The organism is Pseudarthrobacter sp. CCNWLW217 (assembly GCF_037203985.1).
In the GTDB taxonomy this organism is placed as follows: Bacteria; Actinomycetota; Actinomycetes; order Actinomycetales; family Micrococcaceae; genus Arthrobacter.
The window spans coordinates 65,469-91,207 of sequence record NZ_JBBCBT010000013.1 but is presented as its reverse complement, the minus strand read 5'-3'; the positions used below and the strand labels follow the sequence as shown (position 1 = coordinate 91,207).

Annotated in this window: 19 protein-coding genes, 2 tRNA genes and 1 riboswitch; of the genes, 16 read left to right on the top strand and 5 right to left on the bottom strand. The window is 65.2% G+C overall.

The features are described from left to right. Positions 1–18 precede the first annotated feature (18 nt). The 3 genes from V9L18_RS15570 (at position 19) to V9L18_RS15560 (ending at position 4,101) form a co-directional block, all read left to right on the top strand. Positions 19–2,262 carry a prolyl oligopeptidase family serine peptidase gene (locus tag V9L18_RS15570; RefSeq protein WP_337348073.1) on the top strand — a complete coding sequence of 748 codons (2,244 nt, stop codon included), beginning with the start codon at positions 19–21 and terminating at the stop codon, positions 2,260–2,262. 93 nt (positions 2,263–2,355) lie between these two features. After that, a tRNA-Ser gene (locus V9L18_RS15565) sits at positions 2,356–2,443 on the top strand. A gap of 176 nt (positions 2,444–2,619) precedes the next feature. After that, entirely contained in the window at positions 2,620–4,101 is a 1,482-nt protein-coding gene (locus V9L18_RS15560) for an MFS transporter (RefSeq protein ID WP_337348072.1), read from the top strand. Here the strand turns inward: V9L18_RS15560 and V9L18_RS15555 are convergent. Then, positions 4,025–6,220: a RecQ family ATP-dependent DNA helicase gene (locus tag V9L18_RS15555; protein ID WP_337348071.1), complete on the bottom strand. Its 2,196-nt coding sequence runs from the start codon at positions 6,218–6,220 to the stop codon at positions 4,025–4,027. The two genes, V9L18_RS15560 and V9L18_RS15555, sit on opposite strands and share 77 nt — an antisense overlap. A gap of 165 nt (positions 6,221–6,385) precedes the next feature. Here V9L18_RS15555 and V9L18_RS15550 point away from each other — a divergent pair, with 165 nt between their 5' ends. From V9L18_RS15550 to V9L18_RS15535, 4 genes are all read left to right on the top strand, one after another. Then, complete coding sequence (locus V9L18_RS15550; RefSeq protein WP_337348070.1) at positions 6,386–7,804, top strand: phosphomannomutase/phosphoglucomutase; 1,419 nt, start codon at positions 6,386–6,388, stop codon at positions 7,802–7,804. Positions 7,805–7,811: 7 nt separating this feature from the next. Further along, positions 7,812–8,303: a hypothetical protein gene (locus tag V9L18_RS15545; RefSeq protein WP_337348069.1), complete on the top strand. Its 492-nt coding sequence runs from the start codon at positions 7,812–7,814 to the stop codon at positions 8,301–8,303. Positions 8,304–8,318: 15 nt separating this feature from the next. Next, on the top strand, positions 8,319–8,768 hold the full coding sequence (locus V9L18_RS15540) for an RrF2 family transcriptional regulator (protein ID WP_337348068.1): 450 nt from the start codon (positions 8,319–8,321) through the stop codon (positions 8,766–8,768). A gap of 124 nt (positions 8,769–8,892) precedes the next feature. Beyond that, positions 8,893–10,053, top strand: a complete 1,161-nt coding sequence (locus V9L18_RS15535) for a globin domain-containing protein (protein ID WP_337348067.1) — start codon at positions 8,893–8,895, stop codon at positions 10,051–10,053. 135 nt (positions 10,054–10,188) lie between these two features. On the opposite strand, the gene V9L18_RS15530 is transcribed toward V9L18_RS15535, so the two are convergent. Then, positions 10,189–12,015: a phosphoenolpyruvate carboxykinase (GTP) gene (locus V9L18_RS15530; protein WP_337348066.1), complete on the bottom strand. Its 1,827-nt coding sequence runs from the start codon at positions 12,013–12,015 to the stop codon at positions 10,189–10,191. Between the two features lie 278 nt (positions 12,016–12,293). On the opposite strand from V9L18_RS15530, the gene V9L18_RS15525 reads away from it, so the two are divergent. The 5 genes from V9L18_RS15525 (at position 12,294) to V9L18_RS15505 (ending at position 17,526) form a co-directional block, all read left to right on the top strand. Further along, positions 12,294–12,367: transfer RNA gene (locus V9L18_RS15525), tRNA-Arg, on the top strand. A 144-nt stretch (positions 12,368–12,511) separates the two neighbouring features. Then, positions 12,512–13,966, top strand: a complete 1,455-nt coding sequence (locus V9L18_RS15520) for a dihydrolipoyl dehydrogenase family protein (protein WP_337348065.1) — start codon at positions 12,512–12,514, stop codon at positions 13,964–13,966. Between the two features lie 103 nt (positions 13,967–14,069). Then, positions 14,070–14,777 carry an ABC transporter ATP-binding protein gene (locus V9L18_RS15515; protein WP_337348064.1) on the top strand — a complete coding sequence of 236 codons (708 nt, stop codon included), beginning with the start codon at positions 14,070–14,072 and terminating at the stop codon, positions 14,775–14,777. Continuing rightward, the gene (locus V9L18_RS15510; protein ID WP_337348063.1) at positions 14,774–16,810 is read left to right on the top strand and encodes a YhgE/Pip domain-containing protein; all 2,037 of its coding nucleotides are present in this window, start codon (positions 14,774–14,776) and stop codon (positions 16,808–16,810) included. Before V9L18_RS15515 ends, V9L18_RS15510 begins: the two co-directional genes overlap by 4 nt. Further along, positions 16,807–17,526 (top strand): TetR/AcrR family transcriptional regulator, encoded by a 720-nt coding sequence (locus V9L18_RS15505; RefSeq protein WP_337348062.1) that lies wholly within the window; start codon positions 16,807–16,809, stop codon positions 17,524–17,526. Before V9L18_RS15510 ends, V9L18_RS15505 begins: the two co-directional genes overlap by 4 nt. A 604-nt stretch (positions 17,527–18,130) precedes the next feature. Here the strand turns inward: V9L18_RS15505 and V9L18_RS15500 are convergent. Next, positions 18,131–19,147: an EamA family transporter gene (locus V9L18_RS15500; RefSeq protein ID WP_337348061.1), complete on the bottom strand. Its 1,017-nt coding sequence runs from the start codon at positions 19,145–19,147 to the stop codon at positions 18,131–18,133. Positions 19,148–19,219: 72 nt separating this feature from the next. Between V9L18_RS15500 and V9L18_RS15495 the strand changes: the two genes are divergently transcribed. Then, positions 19,220–20,128 carry a LysR family transcriptional regulator gene (locus tag V9L18_RS15495; RefSeq protein ID WP_337348060.1) on the top strand — a complete coding sequence of 303 codons (909 nt, stop codon included), beginning with the start codon at positions 19,220–19,222 and terminating at the stop codon, positions 20,126–20,128. Here V9L18_RS15495 and V9L18_RS15490 read toward each other — a convergent pair. Continuing rightward, on the bottom strand, positions 20,106–20,633 hold the full coding sequence (locus tag V9L18_RS15490; RefSeq protein ID WP_337348059.1) for a SixA phosphatase family protein: 528 nt from the start codon (positions 20,631–20,633) through the stop codon (positions 20,106–20,108). The genes V9L18_RS15495 and V9L18_RS15490 overlap by 23 nt on opposite strands. 248 nt (positions 20,634–20,881) lie before the next feature. After that, positions 20,882–21,748: a winged helix-turn-helix domain-containing protein gene (locus V9L18_RS15485; protein ID WP_337348058.1), complete on the bottom strand. Its 867-nt coding sequence runs from the start codon at positions 21,746–21,748 to the stop codon at positions 20,882–20,884. Positions 21,749–22,452: 704 nt separating this feature from the next. Between V9L18_RS15485 and V9L18_RS15480 the strand changes: the two genes are divergently transcribed. The 3 genes from V9L18_RS15480 to V9L18_RS15470 all read left to right on the top strand — a co-directional run bounded on the left by V9L18_RS15480 (position 22,453) and on the right by V9L18_RS15470 (position 25,706). Continuing rightward, positions 22,453–23,193 (top strand): response regulator transcription factor, encoded by a 741-nt coding sequence (locus V9L18_RS15480; RefSeq protein ID WP_337348057.1) that lies wholly within the window; start codon positions 22,453–22,455, stop codon positions 23,191–23,193. A 3-nt stretch (positions 23,194–23,196) separates the two neighbouring features. Further along, a complete protein-coding gene (locus V9L18_RS15475; RefSeq protein ID WP_337348056.1) occupies positions 23,197–24,708 on the top strand; it encodes a sensor histidine kinase in 1,512 nt (503 codons plus the stop codon). Positions 24,709–24,824: 116 nt separating this feature from the next. After that, positions 24,825–24,984: riboswitch (cyclic di-AMP (ydaO/yuaA leader) on the top strand. Between the two features lie 5 nt (positions 24,985–24,989). Further along, a complete protein-coding gene (locus V9L18_RS15470; RefSeq protein ID WP_337348055.1) occupies positions 24,990–25,706 on the top strand; it encodes a hypothetical protein in 717 nt (238 codons plus the stop codon). The last annotated feature ends 33 nt before the right edge of the window (positions 25,707–25,739 follow it).

Here is a 25,739-nt window from a genome sequence, read left to right as displayed (position 1 = left end):
GTTGTTTGGATGGGGCGCATGACCACCACTGCAGCTGACTCAGCGCCCGGTTCCACCCCTCCAGCCCTCTCCCCCGAGCCCATCGACGAGAACATCTGGCTCGAGGAGATCTACGGTGAGGAGCAACTGGCCTGGGTCCGGGAGCAGAACGCCCGCACCGAGGACTTGCTGGAAGACGCCGACTACGCTGCCCTCGAAGGCAGCATCCTGGAAGTCTTGGATTCCACCGACAGGATCGCCATGGTGGGCAAGCGCGGAGACTGGTACTACAACTTCTGGAAGGACCAGACGAACCCGAAGGGGCTGTGGCGCCGCACCACCTGGGAAAGCTACCGCACTGACGCCCCTGAGTGGGATGTGCTTCTGGACGTCGATGCCCTCGCCGCCACTGAAGGAGTGGAGTGGGTGTTCCACGGAGCCACCTTCCTTCGGCCTGCGGACGGCGAGCCGCACCGCCTCGCACTGCTGGCCCTCTCACCCGACGGCGGCGACGCTAACCGGTACCGGGAGTACGACGTCGAGGCACGCGGCTTTGTGCCGCCGGCTGACGGCGGCTTTGACCTGCCGACGGCGAAGGGCAACGTCTCGTGGCTGAACCAGGACACGCTGCTGGTGGCCTCCACCGCGGAGGGGCTGCCGCGGACGGCATCCTCCTATGCCCGCACGGCCGTGACCCTGCGCCGCGGTGAACCGCTCGCCACCGCGCCCCTCCTGTTCGAGGTTCCCGAAAACCACATGCTGGCGGTGGTGGCGCACGATTCCACCCCTGGCTTCGAGCGTACGTTTGCCGTGGACTACATCGATTTCTTCAACCAGCGCACCTCCGTCCTGGTGGACGGGGCCTGGGTGGAGATCGACGTACCCACGGATGTGAACATCAGCGCGCACCGCGAGTGGTTGCTGTTCCGTCCCCGCCAGGACTGGACCGTGGACGGAGCCACTTTCCCGTCCGGGGCCCTGCTGGCCGCACGGTTTGACGACTACCTGGCCGGGTCCCGTGACCTGTCGGTGCTGTTTACGCCTGACACCCGCACGTCCCTGCAGTCCTGGAGCTGGACGAGGAACTTCCTGTTGCTGAACCTGCTGCGCGATGTCTCGTCCGAGATCCGCGTGCTCGACCCATCAGTGCCGTCGGCCGGCGGCGGGTCCGGCGCCTGGGGGTCTTCCCAGCTGGACGCCTGCCCACCGCTGCACGACGTCAACGCGTATGCGGTGGACGACGAGGACGAGGGCCCGTCCGACGGCGGCGCGGGGGACGATTTCTGGCTGGTCGCCACCGGCTTCACCACCCCAACCACGCTGATGCGGGGGACGCTGGAGCGGAGTACCGCTGCCGGGACGGCAGGCGTGGTGAGCAGCCATGCGGTAGTCAAGGCGTCGCCGTCGTTCTTTGACGATTCCCAATACGAGGTCCAGCAGCACTTCGCGGTGTCCGCTGACGGCACGCGGGTCCCCTACTTCCAGGTTGCGTCCCGGGACCTGGTGCTGGATGGCCAGAACCCCACGCAGCTCTCCGGGTATGGCGGGTTCGAAGTGTCCCGAACCCCCGCTTACAGCGGAACCGTGGGCAGGGCCTGGCTGGAGCGGCGGACGGGCGGAGCCGGCGACGCAACCTCCGGCGGAGCGGGGGCCGAGGCGTATTCCCGGGGCGGCGTCTATGTGGTGGCGAACATCCGTGGTGGCGGAGAATACGGCCCCGGCTGGCACCGGGCTGCACTTCAGGAGAACCGACACCGCGCCTTTGAGGATTTTGCGGCCGTAGCCCGGCACCTTATCTCCCGCGGGGTTACGTCCAAGGAACGTCTCGGATGCGTGGGCGGCTCCAACGGCGGCCTGTTGGTGGGCAACATGCTGACCAGCTATCCGGAACTTTTCGGAGCCATCTCCTGCGGTGTACCGCTGCTGGACATGCGCCGCTTTACGAAGCTGTCCGCCGGACACTCGTGGATTGCGGAGTACGGCGACCCCGATGTCCCGGAACAGTGGGAGTTCATCAGGACGTTTTCGCCCTACCACCTGCTCAAGGACGGGGTGGAGTACCCAGAAACGTTTATCTGGACTGCCACCTCCGATGACAGGGTGGGCCCCGTGCAGGCCCGCAAGATGGCCGCCCGGATGGAGGCCATGGGCATCCCCAATGTCTGGTTTCACGAAGCTCTGGAAGGCGGTCACGCCGGAGCCTCTGACAACCGGCAGGCAGCAGCGCTGCAGGCCCGCAGCCAGCATTTCCTGTGGCGGACCTTGGCCGGCGACGCTTCGTAACCGCACTGCTGGCGGCCCGACCGGTGCGGTGACGAGCCGTTTTGCGCTGCATGCCCGCTTCTGCGTATCCTTGGTGGGCTAGGAATAGCAATTGGAGACGTGCCAGAGCGGCCGAATGGGCTTCACTGCTAATGAAGTGTGGGGCACAACTCCACCGGGGGTTCAAATCCCCCCGTCTCCGCGTTTGGCCCCGGTCCCTGGACCGGGGCCTTTTGCGTTCCCATGACCCAACTGAGTAGCAGCTGATGTCGTTTTGGGCGCCCATAACGACATCAGCTGCTACCTACTTGGGCCGGAGCGTATCCGCGGTGCGGACACCGCGGGCCCGCCGCCCCCCACCGGTGGCAGGATTATCAGATGGCACAAAACAACCAGATGAGCGCGGATCCAGGCAGCGGGCAGGCATGGAACCCGCGCTTGGCGTTGCTGGTGGCTGCCACGTTCTTTATGGAGTTTTTGGACGGCACTGTCCTCACTACCGCCATTCCCAGTATCGCTGGGGACTTCCGCGTGCCCGCGGCCGATGTGAACATCACCATGACTGCGTATCTGATGACGGTGGCCATGGGCATCCCCTTCAGCGGCTGGCTGGCCGAACGGGTCGGGGCACGCCGCGTCTTCTGCCTGGCCATTGCCGTGTTCACTGCCGCATCGCTGGCCTGTGCTTTGAGCCAGGACCTCACCATGCTGACTCTGGCCCGCATCGCGCAGGGGGCCGGAGGGGCGATGATGGTTCCGGTCGGAACCTTGGTGGTGCTCCGCGGGACGCCGAAATCCGAGCTGTTGCGCGCCACGGCTTTCCTGGTGTGGCCGGGGCTGCTGGCTCCTGTGCTGGCGCCGTTGGTTGGTGGCGCACTGACCACGTATCTCTCGTGGCACTGGATCTTCCTGATTAACCTGCCGCTGGGCCTCGCGGCCTTCATTGCTGCTTTGCGGCTGGTTCCCGCCGGGGCAGGGGACCGTCAACGCAGGCTGGACTGGCTGGGCCTGTCCCTGACCACGGTGGGCGTGGGCGCACTGGTTGTTGGCCTGGAACTTTCCACGGCCCACCCCGACGGGCCATGGGGTGGCGTGAGCGCAGCGGCAGGCATTGCCGCCCTGGTCGGGGCTGCAGCATGGATGTTGCGTGCCCGGAATCCACTGTTTGATCTCAGCGTCTTTGCTACGCGCACCTTCCGGGCGATGGCAACAGGCGGATTTGTCTACCGCCTAACCATCAGTTCGGTGCCATTCCTCCTGCCTCTGATGTTCCAGGCCGGATTCGGGTGGACACCTTTGCATGCCGGCATCATGGTGGCGGCCGTCTTCATCGGCAACATCGGCATCAAACCGGCAACCACACCCTTAATCAGACGGTTCGGCTTCAAGCCGATGCTGGTCTTCGCGTCCCTCGCGTCGGCACTGACCTTCGCATTGTGCGCCGTGCTGACCCCCGACACCCCGCAGGCCATCACGTTTGCCCTGCTGGTGTGCAGCGGGGCCTTCCGCTCGATCGGCTTTTCCGCCTACGCCTCGGTGCAGTACGCGGATATCGCCCCGGCGCAACTCACCTCGGCGAACGCCGTGTCAGCCACACTGGTCCAACTGGCCACCGGTGCCGGGATCGCGGTGGGAGCGCTGCTGATCCGCGTTTTCGACGGCATGGAAGTGTTCCCGCAGGACCCGGCGGGACCGTTCCGTGGCGCATTCCTGGCCATGGCCGTCCTGATGCTGTTCAGCACCGCTGACAGCCTGTCCCTGCACCGGCATGCCGGCTCGGAAGTCAGCCGGCCTGGCCAAGCACCAGTGGAAGCACAGCCCCCGCACCCGCCTGCCGCAGGGCCCGCCCAGCGACGGTGACTGTCCAGCGGCTGTCTACGAGGTCGTCGATCAGCATGATGCCCTGGCCCTGCAGTGGCGCCAAGGATGCCTCCAGTTCCGGCCCCACCACCAGCCGGTCCCAGACTCCGGCCAGCCGGTAGGCACTGTTGCCGCCCCGGCCACCGGTAGGACCGCCATGGCCCAGCTCCAACTGGCCGAGGTAAGGGATGCGGCCAATCTCCGAAATCCCCCGGGCGAGGGACTGGACCAGCTCGGGCCTGCTCCGAGAAGGAATGTTCACAATGGCCGCCGGACGGCCCACACCGCTCCATGCCGGCGTGCGTCCGTCCCCGGTGGCCCATTCGCGTAGCACCTGAACGCAGGCCTGCAGCATGCCGGGGTCGATCGCCCGGTCCGCCGCGCCGGCAGCAAACAGTTCACGCAGTGCCCCGCCCCAACCGAGATCCGTGAGCCGGGCCAGGATCCGGCCATCCGCCAGCCCCTCGGCCGGTTTGATCTTGCCTTTGACCGGAACTCCCAGGCGGTCCATGCCGCTGGGCCACTGAAGGCGGGCTTCCAGGACCCCGCCTGCCCGGCTCAGGGTCTGGCCGGCCGCCGCGGTGGCCTCGGCGGCGATGTCCGCCCGGAACCACTGGCCTGCGCAGTTGTCACAGCGGCCACAGGCATGGGCGGTTTCGTCATCGAGGACCGAGGTGATGTATTCCATTCGGCATCCGGCAGTGTCCTGGTAGATCACCATGGAATCCTGCTCATCCACCCGGGCTTCGGCGATACGGCGGTAGCGCTCGGCGTCATAGACCCAGGGCTGGCCGGTGGACCGCCATCCGCCACCTACCCGTTCCACGGCGCCGTCCACGGCCAGGACCTTGAGCAGCAGCTCCAACGGGGTGCGACGGAGGTCTACCCTGGCCTCAAGGGCTACGGTTGAGACCGCGGCACCGGCTTCGGCCAAGGCAGTGAGGACGCCATTGGCCTTGTCTTCCGAAGGCATGGAGGCGGTGGCGAAGTACTGCCAGATGTCACGGTCCTCCGAACCGGGCAGCAGGAGCACGTCAGCGTTGGCCGCACCGCGTCCGGCACGGCCCACCTGTTGGTAGTAGGCAACCGGCGAGGACGGCGCTCCGAGGTGCACCACAAAACCCAGGTCCGGTTTGTCAAAACCCATACCAAGCGCCGAGGTGGCCACGAGCGCTTTGACCTCATTGTCCTTCAGCAGCTGCTCGGCCCGTTCGCGGTCAGCAGGATCAGTCCTCCCGGTGTAGGCCAGCACTTTGTGCCCGGCCTCAGCCAGGAGCCGGGCGGTGTCCTCTGCGGCTGACACGGTCAGGGTGTAAATAATGCCGCTGCCGGGAAGGTCAGCCAGGTGCGTCAGGAGCCAGCCCAGTCGCTGCCGGGAGTCTGGAAGCGACAGGACGCCCAGGCGCAGGGAGTCCCGGCCCAGTGCCCCGCGGATGGTCAGCACGCCGGCGCCGAGCTGTTCCTCAATGTCGTGGACCACCCGCGAGTTGGCCGTCGCCGTGGTGGCAAGCACGGGGACAGTGTCCGGCAACTCGGTGATGAGGTCCGCGATGCGGCGGTAATCCGGCCGGAAGTCATGGCCCCAGTCCGAGATGCAGTGTGCTTCGTCAATAACAAGCAGGCCCGTCCGCCGGATCAGCTCTGGAAGCTGGTTTTCCCGGAAAGAGGGATTGGTAAGCCGTTCAGGGGAGACCAGCAACACGTCCACTTCGTCTGCGGCGAGCTGTTCACGCACAGTGTCCCACTCCAGCTGGTTTGCCGAGTTGATGGCTACAGCCCGGACCCCCGCCCGGGCCGCCGCGGCCACCTGGTCCCGCATCAGGGCCAGGAGCGGCGAAACGATCAGGGTGGGTCCGGCGCCACGCCGCCTCAGCAACAGGGACGCCACGAAGTAGACCGCCGATTTTCCCCAACCGGTGCGCTGGACCACCAAGGCCCGCCGCCCGCCGTCGACCAATGCCTCGATGGCTTCGTATTGTCCGTCGTGGAAGTCTGCTGCCGGGTGCCCCACCAGTTCCCGGAGAACCTCCAGGGCCTGGGCATGCGTGGCTGAACCGGAAGCGACTGAATCGGAAGGGGCTGAATCGGCAAGAACTGTGGCGTGCTGGTTATCGACCATTGATTCAGTATCCCAGCCACCACTGACAGCCAGAAAGCCGGAGGATGCCTATGTGGACAGTCCGGAGCCGCCGGCCCGGGACGGCGGCCGGCCCGGCCGTCACACAAACGAGAGCCTCGACTATCCCTCCACAGGCATCCCCTGCGTCAACGTAAGATAAGACCCGTGACTAGCGAACAGACAAAGACTTTTGACCTCTCGGCATCCTTTAAGGCTTACGACGTCCGGGGCATCGTGGGCGATTCCATCACGGCCGAAATCGTCGAAGCTGTGGGAGCCGCGTTCGTCGATGTCCTGCAGTTGGAGGGCCAGACGGTCCTGGTTGGCGGCGACATGCGCCCCTCATCCCCCGAATTCAGCAAGGCGTTCGCAGATGGTGCCGCCACGCGCGGAGCCAACGTCCAGCTCCTGGACCTGATTTCCACCGACGAACTCTACTTCGCGTGCGGGTCCCTCAACGCGGCTGGCGCCACCTTCACCGCAAGCCACAATCCTGCCGAATACAACGGCATAAAGATGTCCAAGGCCGGCGCTCAGCCCATCTCGTCCGAGTCAGGGCTCAAAGAGATCCAGGCACTTGCCGAGCAGTACCTCAACGCCGGCTCCATTCCGGCGGCCCCCACCCGCGGCCTGATCGGCGTCCACGATGTCCTCAAGGACTATGCCGAGTACCTGCGCCAGCTCGTTGACCTTTCCGGTTCGCGCCCCCTGAAAGTCGTCGTGGACGCCGGCAATGGCATGGCCGGTCTCACTACCCCGGCAGTCCTGGGCGACGCACTCCTGCCGAAGCTTCCGTTTGAGATCGTCCCCCTGTACTTCGAGCTGGACGGCTCCTTCCCCAACCACCCGGCGAACCCGCTGGAACCGGAAAACCTCCGCGACCTGCAAGCTGCCGTGATCGAGCATGGCGCCGACATCGGCCTGGCATTCGACGGCGACGCCGACCGCTGCTTCGTCATCGACGAAAAGGGTGAGCCTGTCTCGCCGTCGGCCATTACCGGCATGGTGGCACGCCGCGAAATCGCCCGCGCCCAGGCACAGGGCGAGGCCACGCCCACCATCATCCACAACCTGCTGACATCGCGTGCGGTGCCGGAACTGGTGGAGCACGACGGCGGACGCGCCGTCCGGACGCGCGTGGGCCACTCGTTCATCAAGGCAGTCATGGCCGAGGAAGGCGCCGTCTTCGGCGGCGAACACTCTGCCCACTTCTATTTCCGCGACTTCTGGAACGCTGACACCGGGATGCTCGCCGCCATGCACGTCCTGGCCGCCCTCGGCGAGCAGGACGGCCCCCTCTCGGAGCTCGGCCGCGAGTACGAGCCCTACGTTTCCTCCGGCGAGATCAACTCCGAAATCGAGGACAAGGCCGGAGCCGTCGAACGCGTCCGCGCTGACTTCAGCGGCGAAGACGTCACCATCGACACCATGGATGGCAGCACCTTCACGGCCAACGACGGCAGCTACTGGTTCAACCTGCGCCCGTCCAACACCGAGCCGTTCCTTCGCCTGAACGCCGAAGCCACTGACCGGCCGACGATGGAACGCGTTCGCGACCGCGTTCTGTCACTAGTCAGGGGCTAAGTTCACAGTGGCTGACAACTCCCAGGCTGCCACGGGCGACACAGCAGGTTCATGGCGGGACTCGGTCCCCGAGGCCACGGCCACGGACCTGGAGAACCTGCTCGGGACCGGGGTGGGTGCAGCCCAGGAACAGCTCCAGCGCAACGGCGGGTTCCTGCCGTTCGCCCTGGTCGTGGAGAACGACGGCGAGGTGCGGCTGGTGGCCGTGACGCCAGCCGATGCCGAGGACGGCTCCGACGACGACTTCGATGCGGACGCCATGATCAGCGACCTCACGGACGCTCTCCGCCAGAACCGTACCGAATTCCGGGCCACCGCCATCGTCTGCGACATTCTCCTGGTGGAGGAGGGCTCGGATGCCATCCACGTGGCGGCGGAACACCGGGATGGTTCGGTGTTCGCCGCGGTCCTCCCCTATTCCGCCAACGCGTCAACGACCTCGTGGGAATTCGGCCAGCTCGCCGCTGACACCAACGAACCCTCCATCTGGGTGGACTAGACCGGCGCGCCAGCGATGAAGATCAATGCGTTTGCAGACGTCAGCCTCCGGGCCCTCATGGTGCTCGCCGCAGCCCCGGACGGCAACCTCCTCACTACGCAGAACATTGCCGACGCCGTGGGCACCCCCTATAACCATGTCAGCAAGGCGATGGCGAAGCTGCGCGGCCTCGGCCTGATCGATGTGGAGCGCGGCCGCACCGGAGGATCCAGGCTAAGCGCGGCCGGCAGCCGGGCAACGGTCGGCCATATCCTGCGACAACTCGACACGCGCTCGGATGCCGCCGATTGCGTGGCCCCTAGCGGCGCCTGCCCGCTGATCAACGAGTGTAAATTGCGTGCGGCCCTCGCTCGCGCCCGCGAGGCTTTCTACCGTGAGCTCGATTCTGTAGTGGTGGCAGAACTTCCAAGCTCCTCCCAGATGGCCCCCGTCTTCGAGCTGATCGGGCTTCGCCCGGGCCTGTGAGCCGCGCCTGATTTGGCTCCTATTTCTACAGGGTGTAGAACTGGGGTATAAATACTCGCATTCTAAAGATGAGTATTTATCCCGGCCGGACGAAAGCTCCGGTCACTCTATCTCAGGAGTACACATGCTCTCGGACAAATCTTTCCCTGTCATTGAGGCCACCCTGCCGCTGGTCGGTTCGCGGATCGGCGCCATCACTCCCAAGTTCTACTCCCGGCTGTTCGCCGCCCACCCCGAACTCCTGGACGGCCTGTTCAGCCGTTCCAACCAGCGCTCCGGAAACCAGCAGCAGGCCCTGGCGGGCAGCATCGCCGCTTTCGCCACCCACCTGGTCAACAACCCAGGCACCCTGCCCGAAACCGTGCTTTCCCGCATCGCCCACCGGCACGCGTCGCTGGGCATCACCGAACCTCAGTACCAGGTGGTCTACGAGCACCTGTTCGCGGCCATCGCGGAAGACCTCGCCGAAGTCATGACACCGGAGATCGCGGAGGCCTGGACCGAGGTCTACTGGCTCATGGCCGACGCACTGATCAAGCTCGAAAAGGGCCTCTACGCAGCCCAGGCCAACGGCAAAATGTGGACTCCTTGGAAGGTGTCCACCAAGTCCGCTGCCGGCGCTGGTTCCCTCACTTTTACCCTGAAACCCGCCGACGACACCCCGGTGACGCCAGCCTTGCCCGGCCAGTACATCAGCGTCAAGGTCCAGGTCCCGGACGGCCTCCGCCAGGTCCGGCAGTACTCCCTCTCCGGCAATGCGGGCACCAGCCGGACCTTCACTACAAAGCTGGACGACGGCGGCGAGGTCTCCCCCGTGCTGCATAACGCCGTTGAGGTGGGCGACATCCTGGAGATCTCCAACCCGTATGGCGAGATCACATTGAAGGATGGCGACGGTCCGGTGGTCCTGGCCTCGGCGGGAATCGGCTGCACACCCACGGCGTCCATCCTCCGCTCCCTCGCAGAGTCGGCTTCGGAGCGGCAGGTGCTTGTCCTCCACGCAGAAAGCACCATGGAGAGCTGGGCACTGCGCGGCCAAATGACGGACGACGTCGAACGCCTCGCGGGTGCCGACCTCCAACTGTGGCTTGAGCAGCCCGAGCCGGGAACCAGGGAGGGCTTTATGTCGCTGCGTGAAGTGGACCTGCCGGCCAATGCGTCCCTGTACCTCTGCGGGCCGCTGCCGTTTATGAAGCACATCCGCAACGAGGCCATCAATGCGGGCATCCCGGCAACGAGGATCCACTACGAGGTTTTCGGCCCAGACATCTGGCTGGCTTCCTAAATTCATCGACTGTCCCCACCAGCGCCCTTCTGAGCGCTCAAAAAGGCGGGTGCGGAGCAATGGACGACAGAACGACGGCGACCCCGCACCTTTTTCAGCAAAGGTGCGGGGTCGCCGTCGTACTTTTTTGAACTGTCAGCCCAGGCGTGACTTCAGGGCGGCGAGCTCGGCCTGAAGAGCGTCCGGGAGTGAGCCGCCGAAGTTGGCGAACCATTCCTCGATGGACGCAAGCTCGGTTTCCCACTCAGCCGGATCCACGCGGACCGCTTCCTCAACCTGCGCAGGGGTCATGTCCAGGCCCTTGAGGTCGATGGAGTCGCCTGTCGGAACAAAACCGATGGGCGTTTCGACGGCGTCCGCCTTGCCCTCGAGCCGTTCGATGGCCCACTTCAGGACACGGGCGTTGTCGCCGAAGCCGGGCCACGCGAAGCCACCCTGGGCGTTGCGGCGGAACCAGTTGACCAGGAAGATCTTGGGCAGCCGCTCCGGGTTGGCCTTGGCGGACAGGTTGACCCAGTGGTTCAGGTAGTCGCCGGCGTCGTAGCCGATGAACGGCAGCATGGCCATGGGGTCGCGGCGGACCACGCCGACAGCGCCGGCTGCTGCGGCTGTGGTCTCGGAGGACAGCGTGGAACCCATGAAGATGCCGTTGGACCAGCTGCGTGCCTCGGTGACCAGCGGAATGGTGGTCTTGCGGCGGCCGCCGAAGAGGATCGCGGAAAGCTCCACGCCGTTCGGGCTGTGGTATTCCTCGGCCAGCATGTCGATCTGGTCGATCGGCGTGCAGAAGCGCGAGTTCGGGTGGGCCGCAGGCTTGTCCGAATCAGGAGTCCAGGAGTTACCCTGCCAGTCGGTGAGGTGGGCAGGCACTTCCTCGGTCATGCCTTCCCACCACACGCCGCCGTCGTCAGTGAGGGCGACGTTGGTGAAGATGCTGTTGCCCTTTGCAATGGCACGCATCGCATTGGGGTTGGTGCCCCAGCCGGTGCCCGGTGCCACGCCGAAGAGACCGGCTTCGGGGTTGACGGCGCGGAGCTCACCTTCCTTGCCGAAGCGCATCCAGGTGATGTCGTCACCCAGGGTCTCCACCTTCCAGCCCTCAATCGTGGGATCAAGCAGCGCGAGGTTGGTCTTGCCGCAGGCGGAAGGGAAGGCTGCCGAAATGTAGTAGGTCTTCTGCTCGGGTGAAGTCAGCTTCAGGATGAGCATGTGCTCGGCCAGCCAGCCTTCGTCGCGGGCCATCACGGACGCGATGCGGAGGGCGTAGCACTTCTTGCCCAGCAGGGCGTTGCCGCCGTAGCCGGAGCCGAAGGACCAGATGGAACGCTCTTCGGGGAAGTGGACAATCCACTTGTCCGGGTTGCACGGCCACGGCACATCAGCCTGGCCGGCTTCGAGCGGGGCACCCAGGGAGTGCAGGGCCGGTACGAAGAACGCGTTGGTATCGGTCATGCGGTTCAGGACGTCGGTGCCGATGCGGGCCATGATGCGCATCGAGGCAACAACGTAGGCGCTGTCGGTAATTTCGACGCCAAACTTGGGATCCTCGGCATCAAGGTGGCCCATGACGAACGGAATGACGTACATGGTGCGGCCACGCATGGAGCCGGCGAACAGTCCGCGCAGCTTCTGCTTCATCTCGGCCGGGGCCATCCAGTTGTTGGTGAAGCCGGCGTCGTGTTCCTTCTCGGAGCAGATGAACGTCTGCTCTTCCACGCGGGCTACGTCCGCGGGGTCGGAGAATGCGGCGAAGGAGTTCGGGAAGATCTCCTGGTTGAGCCGGGTCAGGGTGCCCGCGGCCACGAGTTCATCCGTGAGCCTGGTGTTTTCCTGTTCGGACCCGTCAACCCAGTGGATCCGGTCCGGCTGCGTTAGCTCAGCAACCTCTTCGACCCATGCCAGCAGTGCAGCATGCGTGGTGGGTGCTTTCTCAAGCAGCGGCTGTTGTGCCAGATCGCCCATTGCGGTTCCCTTCCTCGGGTTCATCGGTGTGAGCTAAATGCTATGGGCCGGGAGGGCTCGAGTTTTTGGGCCCGGACTGCTCGATAGTGAGCGTTTCGAGTGGAAACCGCGTAAATTCAACAAAGATGGCACCACAACAGGGCAATTAAGTGACGAAGGTCACCTAGACCGGTCTAGTCACCCAGATTACACACGTTTCGATTTGGTACTACGGCCCACCCTCGCGTAAAGTTATTCGAGGTTCGGGGAGAGCAGAGATGTTCTTCAAGAAACAAGATGCGCCCATAGCTCAGCTGGATAGAGCGTCTGTCTACGGAACAGAAGGTCAGGGGTTCGAATCCCTTTGGGCGCACAGATGAAGGTCCGCACCGGTTCGCCGGTGCGGACCTTTTGCTTTAAGTGCCCGCCGCCGCCGAGGTTCCACCGAACCCTTCGCCCGCTGGGCACACCCCCAACTGGCCCGGCAGGGAGCCCATCCCCGGCGTAGGCTAAAGCAATGACGCCAGAGCCCTTGGAACGCGAATTCGATGTCATCGTGATCGGCGCCGGCGCCGCTGGCGAAAACGTGGCGGACCGGGCCGTCCAGGGCGGGCTGACCGCTGTCCTGGTGGAGGCGGAACTGGTGGGCGGCGAGTGTTCTTACTGGGCCTGCATGCCGTCCAAGGCGCTGCTCCGGCCCGGCACGGCCCTCCACGGGGCGCAGGCGGTGCCAGGAGCAGGAGAAGCAGTCACCCGCACGCTCGATGCCGCCGCAGTCCTCAAACGGCGCGACTACTTCACCGCGAATTGGCAGGATGACAGCCAGGTGAAGTGGGTGGAGGACTCGGGGATTGAGCTCGTCCGCGGCCACGGGTGGATCACCGCCCCGCGCGCAGTGGAAGTAGCCGGACTTGATGGCAGCACCCACCTCCTGACGGCGCGGCACGCCGTCGTCCTCGCCACTGGCTCCACGCCCAACAGGCCTCCGATCGAGGGACTGGCTGACCTTCGCCTCTGGGGCACCCGTGAAGCCACCTCGGCCAAGGAAATCCCGGAACGCCTGGCAGTCGTCGGCGGCGGCGTCGCAGGGGTTGAGCTGGCGCAGGCGTTCGCCAGGCTCGGTTCCAAGGTCACCCTCGTGGCCCGGAGCCGGCTGCTGGGCACTTTCCCCGAGGAAGCGGCCCAACTGGTACTTGCGGGCCTGCGCGCGGACGGCGTTGAAGTCCGGCTCCACACCACCACCAAGAGCGTCAGCGAAAACGAAGACGGCACCTTCACGGTCAGCCTCGGCGACGGCGCTTCCGTCTCCGCCGACAAGGTCCTGGTGTCCACGGGCCGCCACCCGGCCTTGGAAGGCCTCGGGCTGGAAAGCGTCGGCCTTGGCGCACCGGACGGCAGCCCCCTGAAGCTGACCACGGATTCCACCGGGCAGGTTAACGGCCTGCCCGACGGCGACCCTTGGCTTTACGCCGTAGGTGACGCCGCTGGGAAGAACCTCCTCACCCACCAGGGCAAGTACGAAGCCCGCGCAACAGGGGATGCGATAGCCGCACGTGCCAAGGGTGAGCTGAATGGCGAGCCGGCACCGTGGAGCCGCTATGCGCAGACAGCCAACCAACATGCCGTCCCCAATGTGGTGTTTACGGATCCTGAGCTGGCCTCAGTGGGCCGAACCCTTGACCAGGCCACGAAAGACGGATTCAACGCCACCTCGGTGGAATTGCCTATCAACGTATCCGGGTCTTCCCTGCATTCGGAGCATTACGAGGGCTGGGCGCAGCTGGTGGTCGACGAGGACCGCGAGGTTCTCCTGGGGGCCACGTTTGCGGGACCCGATGTGGCTGAGTTGCTCCACGCCGCAACCATCGCAGTCGTGGGTGAAGTGCCGCTGGACCGGTTGTGGCACGCGGTCCCCTCCTACCCCACGGTTAGCGAAGTCTGGCTGCGGCTGCTGGAAAAGTACGGCCTCTAAGCCCACCGCCAACGGCTTCCACGTCCGGACAGGAGCTTTATTTGAACTGACCGGTCAGTTTAGTTAGACTGGCAGGAGACCATTTCCCTGCGAAAGGCCCTCTTTGCTCTCCGTACAGCACCTCCATGCGAAAGGACGGCGGGACGATCTGCTCCCGCCCACCTCCCTGCAGACCGGAAGGGGTGAGCTGCTCCTCGTCTCGGCGGACCGCCAGGACCACCGGACAGCCCTGGCACTGACGTTGAGTGGCCGGATGAAACCCACGGAGGGGCGCATCAGTTGGGACGGCGAATCCGGGATCAAGCGCCGCCGCCTGGCCAGCGCGCTGGTTGACTCCCCCGGCGTCAACGAACCCGAGCAACACCTGAGCGTCCGCGACCTTGTCACCGAGGACCTGGCCCTGATCCCGCGCCGCTACCGGGGTGCCCTGGTGAGCAAGCCCTGGCTCAAAGTCAACAGTTTCGAGGACATCGCAGACTTGTGGACCGAACAGCTGGCGCCGGAACGGCGCGTTGAACTGCTTACCGCCCTGGCCCTCGCCAACCCGCACACCGACCTCCTGGTGGTCGATTCCCCGGACCGGCATACTGCCAACTCCTCCGAGTGGCTGCCTCGCCTTGAGCAGTTGGCGTCCGACGCCGGCCGGCCCCTCGCCGTCGTCGCTACCGTAGCTGCCATTCCGGATGGGTGGACGGGGCCAACGGCAGCTGTGGGGAACGCCGTTCAGCCGCCCGCGGACGCGCAGTCCGAAGTGGTAGCTGCTGCGGAAATAGAGGAAGACCTCCTACTCGAAACCGAGGACGCCAAGTGACTGTGCTGCGGCTGGCCCGCTCCGAACTCAAGCGGATGACCGGCGGGCTCCTGCCCAAGCTGACCATCCTGGCCCTGGTCATGGTGCCGCTGCTCTATGGCGCCGTGTACCTCTATGCCAACTGGGACCCGTACGGCAACCTGAACCGGATCGATGCCGCGCTGGTTGTCGAGGACACCGGTGCCGCCTCCAGCGACGGCTCCGTGTTGCAGGCCGGAACCAAGGTGGCTGACAGCCTGGTGGAAGGAAACGTCTTCAACTGGCAGTCGGTCCCCACTGCGGAGGAGGCCGACCAAGGTGTCAGCGACGGCAAGTATGCCTTCGCGCTCAAGATTCCCAAGGACTTCTCCGCCAACCTGGTGTCTCCGGGCAGCTTTGATTCAGCCAGCCAGGCAATGTTGAACGTCACCACCAACGATGCCAACAACTACCTGTTGAGCACGATCGTGGACAAGCTGACAACCTCGGTCCACACCACCGTTGCCAAGGAAGTGGGCGAGGAGACAGCAAACCAACTGCTGACCGGCTTTGGCACGATCCATTCGCAGATGGTCAAGGCAGCCGACGGCGCCGGGCAGCTGGCAGGCGGCGTCGCCACACTGCACGACGGGACCGCCACCCTCCATGAAGGAAGCACGGACTTGAGTAACGGGGCCGGTGAACTGTACGCGGGGCAGCTGAAGCTGCGCGACGGCGCCAACCAGCTCACCGACGGAGCCGGTCAGCTAAGTAGCGGGTTGTCGCTGCTGAAGGACAGGACAACCACCCTTCCCACGGACTCGCAGACCCTGGCGAACGGCGCCGCCCAAGTAGCTGCCGGAAACGCCCAGCTCAACACCCGGGTCCAGGACATGGTTGCCCAGCTCGACGCCGCCGACCAGGGACTCCGGACTCGGGTCATCGAATCCAACACACGCCTGATCGCTTCGGGTGTGTTGACCCAGGCGCAGGCTGACAGTATTTTGGCCGATTTTGACTCCGTGGCGGCCTCCAGCCCGGTGGCCACCGCCAAGACCAGGATCCAAACCGACGCCGCGCAGATCCAGCAACTGGCAGATGGCTCCGAGGCCGTCAGCGTGGGCGCTGCGCAACTGGCTGCAGGCACCCCTGCGCTGAAGAACGCTGTGGCCCAGGCCTCCACCGGCGCCGACCAGCTCCACACCGGGGCGGCCACGCTGGCCACAGGCCAGCAGGCGGCCCTGGACGGAGCCGGCAGGCTCTCCGAAGGTGCGCAAACGCTCGACGCCGGCGCGGGCCAACTGGAGGCAGGTGCCGGTACCGCGGCGGACGGCTCCCGTACCCTTGCGGAGGAGATCGCGAAAGGCGCAGGCCAAGTGCCCAATCCCGACGACCAGCAAAAGAACAGCCTTTCGGAAGTCATCGCGGATCCTGTGGCCGTGAGCAACGTCTCCCAAGCGAAGGCTGACTCGTACGGGGCTGGGTTGGCTCCCTTCTTCCTGACCCTGGCCCTGTGGATCGGCATCTTTATGCTGATCCAGGCCATGCGCCCCATCACCCAGCGGGCGCTGGCATCAAACGCCCCGGCGTGGAAGATCGCCATCGGAGGGTGGCTGCCCTTCCTGGCGGTATCGGTAGTGCAGGCAACCCTGCTGACCTTGGTGGTGGACCTGGGCTTGGGGCTGAACCCGGCGCACCCTGTTCTGATGTGGCTGTTTATGCTGGCCGCCGCGATGGCCTTCAGCGCCATCATCCAAGGCGTGGTTGCCCTGCTGGGATCACCGGGGAAGCTCGTGGTGCTCATACTGCTCGTCCTGCAGCTCGTCTCCTCGGGCGGCACATTCCCCTGGCAGACCACTCCGCAGCCCCTCCACGTGGTGCACGAGATCCTGCCCATGGGCTATGTGGTTTCGGGAATGCGGCACCTCATCTATGGCGCGGACCTCTCCATGATCATGCCCACCGTCCTGGGCCTGCTGGGCTACACCATCCTGGGCGCCGCGATGTCAACGCTCGCTGTCCGGAAACGGAAGTACTGGACGCTCAAGACCCTCAAGCCCGAGATCGCGGTATGAGCCCGTCCTTGCAGGGCCCTGGGACGGATCCCGCGCAGGGTCCGGTGCCAGGTCCGGTCCTGCGGCTGCGTGCCGACGGTCCCGCCGAAAAGAAGCTCCGCCCGGCGCGGACCAACGCCACCCGGCAGAAGCTCTTTGATGCCTCCATGGAGCTGATCGGCGAGCGCGGCGCTGCCGGGGTGACCGTGGATGAGATCGCAGCGGCAGCGGGTGTCTCCAAGGGCACGGTGTATTACAACTTCGGAAGCAAGTCGGACCTGATTGCCCAGCTGCTGCGCCACGGCGTCGATATCCTGAAGGCCCGCCTGATGAGCGTCGGGAGTGCTGGGGCCGTTCATGCCGGAGCCGGAGATCTGCCGCCCGCTGATCCGCTACTGACGATGGAGGAAATGATCGGGCAGGCCATGGACTTCATGGCCGACTACCCCTCTTTTGCCCGGCTGTGGGTCAGCGAAAACTGGCGCACGCCCAGCGAGTGGCGGGACACCTTCGCGGTGCTGAGGGCCGAGTTGCTGGCCGTGATCGGCGGTGCCATAGAGTCCGTGGCGGCGGCCTATCCGGTGGACCGGTCCATCTCCCGGGGCAGTCTCGAAACCGCTATATTTGGTGCCTGCTTCGTGGTGGGGCTGGACCGCCAGACGTACAACCCTGAACGCACCCGTGACCAAAGTGTTGCAGCAATCATGGCAATCATGCGCGGCTACGTGGTGAAGTAGCGGCTGCCTCGGGGATGATTGATCCCATGCGCCACATGGGTAACAGCGGGAAGTTTGCCTTGATAGCGGCCGTCGCCGCTCTGGGCATGCTGGTGCTGACCGCCATCACCCTTGAAGAAGCCGTGATGGTCACGTTCCTGGGGCTTGTTGCCCTGGCTTACGTTTCTGCCGTCGCAGAGGTCCTGGCGCGGGGACGCCGCCTGGCCCTGCTTGCCACCGGGGCGGGAACCAGCCTCACGGTTGCCTTCTCCTTGGCTTTCCTCAGCACGTGGGAGCTGGCGTTTGCCAACCAGTCTTCGTTCCTGGGGACACCGCTGCCCACCGGGGATCCGGACAACTACTTCTATTGGGCCGCTGCCTCCGCCGTATCCACGCTGTTTGTCCTGTTTCTTGCAGCAGCCTGGCCTGCAGGCAGGCAGTTGGGGGTGCGGGGGAAACCTTCGCCGGCGAACCGCAGGCCCGCATCCGCTGCCCGCCGGCAAGCTGCCAAGGGTGGAACACAACGCAGGCCCGCGCAACGCGGCACCACCCAGCGAACTTCCGTCCAACGAACTTCCACCCAGGCCAAATCAGCCCAGGGCAAATCAGCCCAGGGCAAATCCGCTCAGGGCGCGTCCGGTTCCCGCACGCCCGCCCGACCGGGCGCGGCAGCCAAGCGGCCGTCGTCGTCCGCCTCCGCTGCCAGCAAGCCGGCACCCAAGCCTGCGCCCAAACCGGGCGGGGCCAGGAGCGCTCCCCGACGCTGACGCATCGTGGCGCCTCCAGTGAGGACCGCCGTCGCCACCCCTCCCAGCAGAAGCAGCCCGCCTGCCAGCTCGGCAGGGGTGGGCACTTCGCCCAGCGCAAGCCACGCAGCGCTCATCCCCACCACTGGCACCAGCAAGGTGAAGGGAACAACGGCCGACGACGGGTAGCTGGCCAGAAGCCGGTTCCAGATTCCGTAGCCCACCAGCGAGGCGAAAATGGCCGTATACAGTGCGCTGATGATCGTGGCAGGCTGCAGGTCGGCCAGCGTGCCCAGCACAGCCTCCGGACCGTCCACCAGCAACGAGAGCCCGGCAAGGGGCAGCGGCACCACAGCGCCGGACCAGACCACCAGACCCAGCCCTGAGGCCGCCTTGGCCTGGCGGGCGACGACGTTTCCGGCGGCCCAGGACAATGCGGCTCCCAGGACAATGATGAGCGGCAGCAGCGGTGCTACGGCGCTGCGGCCCACGGCCACAACGGCCAGGCCGGCGACGCCAAGGACGACGCCGGCCAACTGACGGCGGCTGGGCCGCTCCCCCAGGAAACCTGCCGCCAGGAGGACCGTCAGCAGCACCTGCGCCTGCAGGACCAGGGAAGCCAGACCCGCTGGCATGCCAAGGGCCATTGCCAAGTAGAGGAGGCCGAACTGGCCTGCGCTCATAAAGAGTCCGACGCCGATGATCGCCTTCCAAGTGACGTCGGGCTTCCTGATGAAGAAGATCCAGGGGAAGACCACCAGGACGAACCGCATCGCCACGAACAACAGCGGGGGAACCTCACGGCCGTTGGCATGCAAGCCGAAGTCGATGGCAACGAAGTTCAGGCCCCAAAGCACGGCGACCAGGGCGGCAAGGAGGGAGTGGCGGAGGTTCACGATCCCACTCTTACAGAACCCCCGATGAAGCACCAGCATTGAATTCGACACGGGATCATGTACGTTTGCTTCATGATTGAAATCGGCTCACTTCGTGCTCTCGCGGCGATTGAGCAGCACGGGTCTGTCATAGCAGCGTCGGAGATTATGGGCTTCAGCCCGTCCGCCGTCTCCCAGCAGATCAAGAAGCTGGAAAAGCAGACTGGTTTCGCTGTCCTCGAGCGCCGCGGCCGCGGGGTGCTGCTCACCGAACGCGGGCTCACGCTGGCAGCCTATGGCCGGCGCATCCTGTCTGAGCTTGAGGAACTGGAATCAACCTTGCTTTCGGACCCGGCCAGACCCAGCGGGCACTTGAAGGTGGTGGCCTTCTCCACGGCTTGCCGCGGCCTGGTCGGACCGCTGCTGGGAAGGCTTGCCTCTTCCGGCGCGGACTTGGACGTGAGCGTGCTGGCCGAGGACCCTCGCGAAGCCGTGGCACGGGTGGCCAATGGGGAGGCCGACCTGGGTGTGGTGCACAATTGGAACTCCGTACCGCTGGTGATACCGGAGCATATGACGCTTGAGTGGTTATGCGAGGACATTGCCGACCTGCTGGTGCACGGCAGCCATCCGCTGGCAGGACGCGGCCACGTGGAGCCGGCCGACCTTGTTGATGAGCAGTGGATCAGCACACCGCACGGCGCCATCTGCAACGAGGCCCTGCTGAGGATTTTCGCCGATCTGGGCCGGGTGCCGGACATCAAGGTCTACGATCCTGACTTCGCAACCCATATTTCCCTTGTGGAGCAGGGAGCGTTCGTAGCACTGGTTCCCCGCCTCGGCAGGCCGGCACTGCCACCTGACGTGGTGCCCGTGCCATTGGTCAATCCCGTCCAGGTCAGGCAGGTGGGAATGGTTTACCGCCGGACCATGACGGCGAGCCCGGCCATCCAGCACGTCTCGGGACTGCTTCGTCAGATCAGTGGGCGCGCGGAACCTTGAACTTGGTGATCCGGGCGTCCTGGCCATCCAGTTCCGCCCAGGATTTATCGGTTTCCAGGACTGTGAGCGCGCTGGTGGGGTACCGGGTGGCGGCGTCCATGTAGGCGTCGTGGTCGGAGTCGCGGGAAGCCAGGTGCATGGCGAGGTCCTGGACGCCAGGCATGTGCGAGATGAGCATCAGCGTAGTGACGGTATCGGGGACATGGTTGACCACGGTCAACATGCGCAGCGCAGAGGCAGCGTACAGGCCGTCCTCCAGCTTCGGCGTCGGCGCCTTATCTCCGAGTTCCGAGCACACCCAAGTGCAGGTCTGCCGCGTCCTGAGCGCACTGGAGCACAGGATGAAGTCGGGGACAATGCCATGCTTGAGCAGCCACCGGCCCGCCAAGGGCGCCTCGCGGTGCCCGCGTTCCTCCAGCGGCCGCTCGTGGTCGGCAACCCCACCCGGCCAGTCCGCCTTGGCATGCCGCATAATCACGAGGCGCTTGATGTGGTGGTCACTCATGTCCCCAAGCCTAGCGCCAGCTCACTTCAGTCGGGGCGGCCGCTAACCAGCAGCCGCGGAGGCCAATACTCACGAGCCCTGAACGCGGAAAAGGGACACACGAAAAAAGGGAGGGCGCTGCAGCGAAGCGGGACATCCCGACAGCGCCGTTGTTGCGCGAGGGACGAGCGCAGGCGCAGAGGGATCGTGCCGCGAAAGCGAAAGCGCCTGCCCCAGCGGGACAGGCGCTTTCGCGCGTTTCTGTAGGACTAGATCGAGTATTCCGGAGCGGCCCAGACAACAACTTCCGGGTGCTCGTAGAAGCGGTAGCCCTGGCCGCGGACGGTTCGCACGGTGTTGGCGAGGCGTCCCAGCTTGGAGCGGAGGCGGCGGATATGGACGTCAATGGTCCGCTCGTTGGGGACTTCCTCGGCGTTGCGCCACAGGCCTTCGAGCAATTCGTCGCGGCCCACGGTGCGGGTGCCGTTCTCCACGAGGTAGTTAAGGAGCTCAAACTCCTTGAACGTGAGGTTCAGGGATTCGCCGTCCAGGTGGACCTCGCGGCGGGCGAGGTCGATCAGCACGCCGGAGGGGCGCGGGTCCTGGGCTTGCTGCTGGCGTGCGGTTTCAGTGCGCTGGCGAGCGTTCACCGTGGGGTCGCCAAAGGTGGAACGGACGACGTCGAGCGCGGACCCGGGGGTGCTGGCCGGCGCGACGGCCACCGCCGCGTAGCTTTCGGCCCCCGACACCAGCGACTGGGCGTAGGCGCGGATTTCCTGGGCAAGCTTGGCGATGGAGGTTCCGGCAGCAGCTGCCGTTTCCTCGTCGATGCCCATGTAGAGCACGAAGCCGCGGGCGACGTTGTCGTTTGCTACCGGGCGGACAGTGTTGGGTCCCGCCACAACCGGCGTGGGTGCGGTGACCGGGGCCGCGTCGGCGGGCTGGACGGCGCGGAGTTGGCCATAAGAGTTGGGGTTGTAGCCCTGCGGGGCGTAGCCGGGAGCGGGGAAGCTGGTACCGGGCGCGGCGGGAGCGAACGCCGGGCGGGCACCGAAACCCTGGCGCAGGCCAGAGGGCTGGGCTGCCTTGGTGGCGTTTCGGACAGAGATGTGGACGTATCCGGATGCAACTGACATGGATTAGTTACCTCAATGTGAATGGCCGTCATCGCGGCTCGAATGCTTGGTTTCCCCGCAATGAGATCTGGGGAGGGGCGCCCGACGCTGGGCTGGGGGGCGAATGCCTAGGAACTTCGCGGGGTGTGAAGGTCAGGCGTGCATTCGACAACAGCGCATGTCGGCAGCAGCGGGTGTGCTGGGCCAATATTCTGCGGCTGCAGGTGCTGTTGAGTTCTTGTTCACAATTGAAGTGTGCAACGTAACAATGCGAACTTGCAAGTAACAATGGACGGATCGTTCCGCATAGTGAGACGAATTCAGAGAATGTGGCTCAGATCACGATTCTGACAGAGCGATAAAATAACAGATGTTTTCCAGAACGATTGGTTGGAAAACCATCTTTCCCGAATATTATTCGCCCGAACCCATAAAAGGGCCACCACAATTCACCAGCGATGGAGTTGCTGAAATACACCCCTTGATTTGCCGTGGTGTCCAGCTCCGCCGCCATCCGGACAAAAAAATTCCACCCCCGTCCGCCCCGGAAACCGCTGGGAGCGTCGAAGGGGGCCTGCTGGACGCCACCAAAGCCAGGGAAAAGTCCCGGTTGATCGTCAGGGGAATCTGCCGCTGGGCAGCTTTCAGCTCGCTAGGCTGGGATTCACAGCCAGCGCACAGGAAGCCTAAAGCGGGGGCTCAACGACGCATCGGAGAGTTGTCCCATGGCCACTTCGCACTCCATGACCAACAACCTTCCCCAACTTACCCACCCGGACGGCTCCCCCATCCGTGCCTTGGTGGTCGACGACGAGCCCAGCCTCTCCGAACTGATGAGCATGGGCCTGCGCATGGCCGGATGGTCGGTGGCCGTCGCCGCTGACGGTCCCGAGGCTGTGAAGCTCGCCAAGGAGTTCCGCCCGGACGTCCTTGTTCTCGACGTGATGCTTCCCGGGTTTGACGGCGTCGAGCTGCTGACCAGGATCCGCGCCTTCGCGCCTGAAGTACCGGCGCTCTTCCTGACTGCCAAGGATGCCGTCCAGGACCGGATTGTGGGTCTGGCTGCCGGCGGTGACGACTACGTGACCAAGCCGTTCAGCATGGAGGAGGTCCTCCTCCGGCTGCACCGGCTGGTGCAGCGATCCGGCGTGGCAGCGATGGACACCGCTGAGCTGGTAGTGGGTGACCTCGTCCTCAACATCGATACCCGCGAGGTGAGCAGGGCCGGCGATGAACTGCAGCTGACTGCCACGCAGTTCGAGCTGCTCCGGTACCTCATGGAGAACCCCAGGCGCGTCATCAGCAAGGCGCAAATCCTGGACCGCGTCTGGAACTACGACTTTGGCGGGCAGGCCAACATTGTGGAGCTCTACATCTCGTACCTGCGCAAGAAGGTCGATGCCGTGCATCCGCCCATGATCCACACGGTGCGCGGCGCCGGATACGTCATCAAACCGGCGGACTAGGCCATGCCCTCACTGCCTGCAGTGGCGCCCACGCATGGCCGGAGCTGGCTGAAGCCCTCCACCTGGCATCTGCGTACACGCCTTGTACTGGTTGCCATGGCCCTGCTGGTGGCCATCTGCGGCGCCGTTGGCCTCTTCAGCTACGCTTCCATGGACTCGTTCCTTACACGCCAGCTCGACGAACAGCTCAGCCAGGCTGCCTCCCGGTCCAACGACCCCGGCCGGCCGCCGCTGGGCGGCTTCAACGGCAGGCCGGACCCGCTGGATTCCCGTGGGCAAAGCGTGGGTACGCTCAACGCCCGGATCCTGAATGGGCAGGTCAACAGCGCCGGATTCCTGGCCTCCGATACCACGCGTTCTCCCCTGTCCGCTGAGGACAAGGAGATCCTGCTGGCCCTCCAGAAGGATTCCCGCCCTGTGGACCGGACGCTCTCCAATGGCGAGTACCGGCTGATTGCAGTGGCAACGAACTACGGTGATGTCCTGGTGACCGGGCTCCCGCTCGCCGGCAAGGAAAGCACCCTCACCTCCCTGGTGTGGACCTTCGTTTTTGTTTCCCTTGGAGGGCTGGTCTTGATTGGCCTGGCCGGGACTATCCTCATCCGGCGCACCATGCAGCCGCTGGAGCAGCTTTCCGAGGTGGCCACACGCGTCTCGCGGCTCCCGCTGGACGCCGGCGAGGTGGCACTCGCGGTGCGCGTCCCGCCGTCGAACTCCAACCCCGGAACCGAGGTGGGCAGCGTGGGGCATGCGCTGAACCTCATGCTCGACAACGTGGCCAACGCGCTGCAGGCCCGGCAGCAAAGCGAGACCAAGGTACGGCAATTCGTTGCCGACGCGTCCCACGAACTGCGCACTCCGCTCACCGCCATCCGCGGTTACACGGAGCTAATGCGGATGACCGAGAACTTCACTCCGGATGGCCGGAAATCGCTGGCCCGGGTTCAGAACCAGTCCGAGCGCATGACCACACTGGTGGAAGACCTGCTCCTGCTCGCCAGGCTGGACGAGGGCCAGCCGTTGAAACTCAGTGAGGTGGATCTGACGCAGCTGGTGATCGAAACCGTCAGCGACGAAAAAATCATCGCACCCGGCCACAACTGGCATCTTGAGCTTCCGGACGAGCCGCTTGCGGTCAATGCCGATGCGTCGCAGCTGCGCCAGGCGTTGGTGAACCTGCTGTCCAACGCCCGCAAACACACTGCTCCGGGCACAACGGTCACCACGGCCGTGATGAGGTCCGACGACGGCAGTGCCGTGGTGACAGTAACGGACGACGGCGCCGGCATCCCGCCGGAATTCGTGGACCACGTTTTTGCCCGGTTTGCCCGCGCAGACGCGGCACGGACTGGATCTTCACGGTCCTCCGGCGCGGCGGCTTCGGAAGGCTCCAGCGGGCTTGGGCTGTCCATTGTGCAGTCCATTGTGGAGGCCCACGGCGGCAACGTGGAAGTGAACTCCCGGCCGGGTCGGACCCAGTTCACGTTGCGCCTGCCGGCGATCAACGGCTCATAGCAAGGCAACGCACCGGCGTCGTGATCTCTGTTACCAAAATGTGACTTAAGCGTCGCGCTCCTGTAGCGTCGATGGGGTGCGGTTCCCTTTGAGCCGCATATCCGGATGACGCCAAGCTCTGCCGCTTCCCGGATTCCGCTTGACCAGGCAGAGGCGGGGGACCCAGAGTCCCGGGCACTTAACTGCCCTTGGGGTGAAGCCAGCACGTGATCTTTCCGTGTGGCCGGATGCCCTCATCCGAACCCGACAGCTAACTCCGCAGGTGTGAGAGGCGATCCATCATGTCTGAATTCAAGGTACAAGCGCGCCCAGAGCGCGGTGCACATAAAGTCAACGGCCGTGGCAAGACCACGGCGCAACACACAAAAGCTTCGTCCCTGGGCAAGCGTGCAGCCGTTTTCGGTGCGGCCTGCGCCCTCCTCATCGGGGTCGGCGCAGCAGGCCAGGCTTCCGAATCCATGACTCCGGTGGCGGTCAGCGGGACCCAGTCCTCGGCGGCAGAGCTTGAATCCAACTTGAGGCTGGAAAAGGCCGAGATGCGGGCCAACCCGGCCCCTGAACCAGCTCCGGCCGACATCAGCGTTGCCCCGCAGGCCGCCGAACCGGCACCAGCACCGGCACCCGCACCAGCACCGGCACCCGCACCGGCCCCCGCCCCTGAGCCCGCACCGGCCCCCGTCGTCGCCGTCAACGATCCGGCCGGGGCCCAGGCCTATGCGGCGAGCCAGCTTGGCAGCTATGGCTGGTCAGCCGACCAGATGCAGTGCCTGCAGACGTTGTGGACCAAGGAATCTGATTGGACCACCACGGCCACCAACGCGAGCAGCGGCGCGTACGGCATTGTCCAGTCGCTGCCCGCCGAGAAGATGGCGAGCGCCGGGGCGGACTACCTCACCAACTACCGCACGCAGATCAACTGGGGCCTGAACTACATCCAGGAGCGCTACCAGTCGCCGTGCGGCGCGCTGAATTTCCACTTGTCGAACAACTGGTACTAAGCCGGTAATTGCGGCTTCCGCCATCCGAAGCAG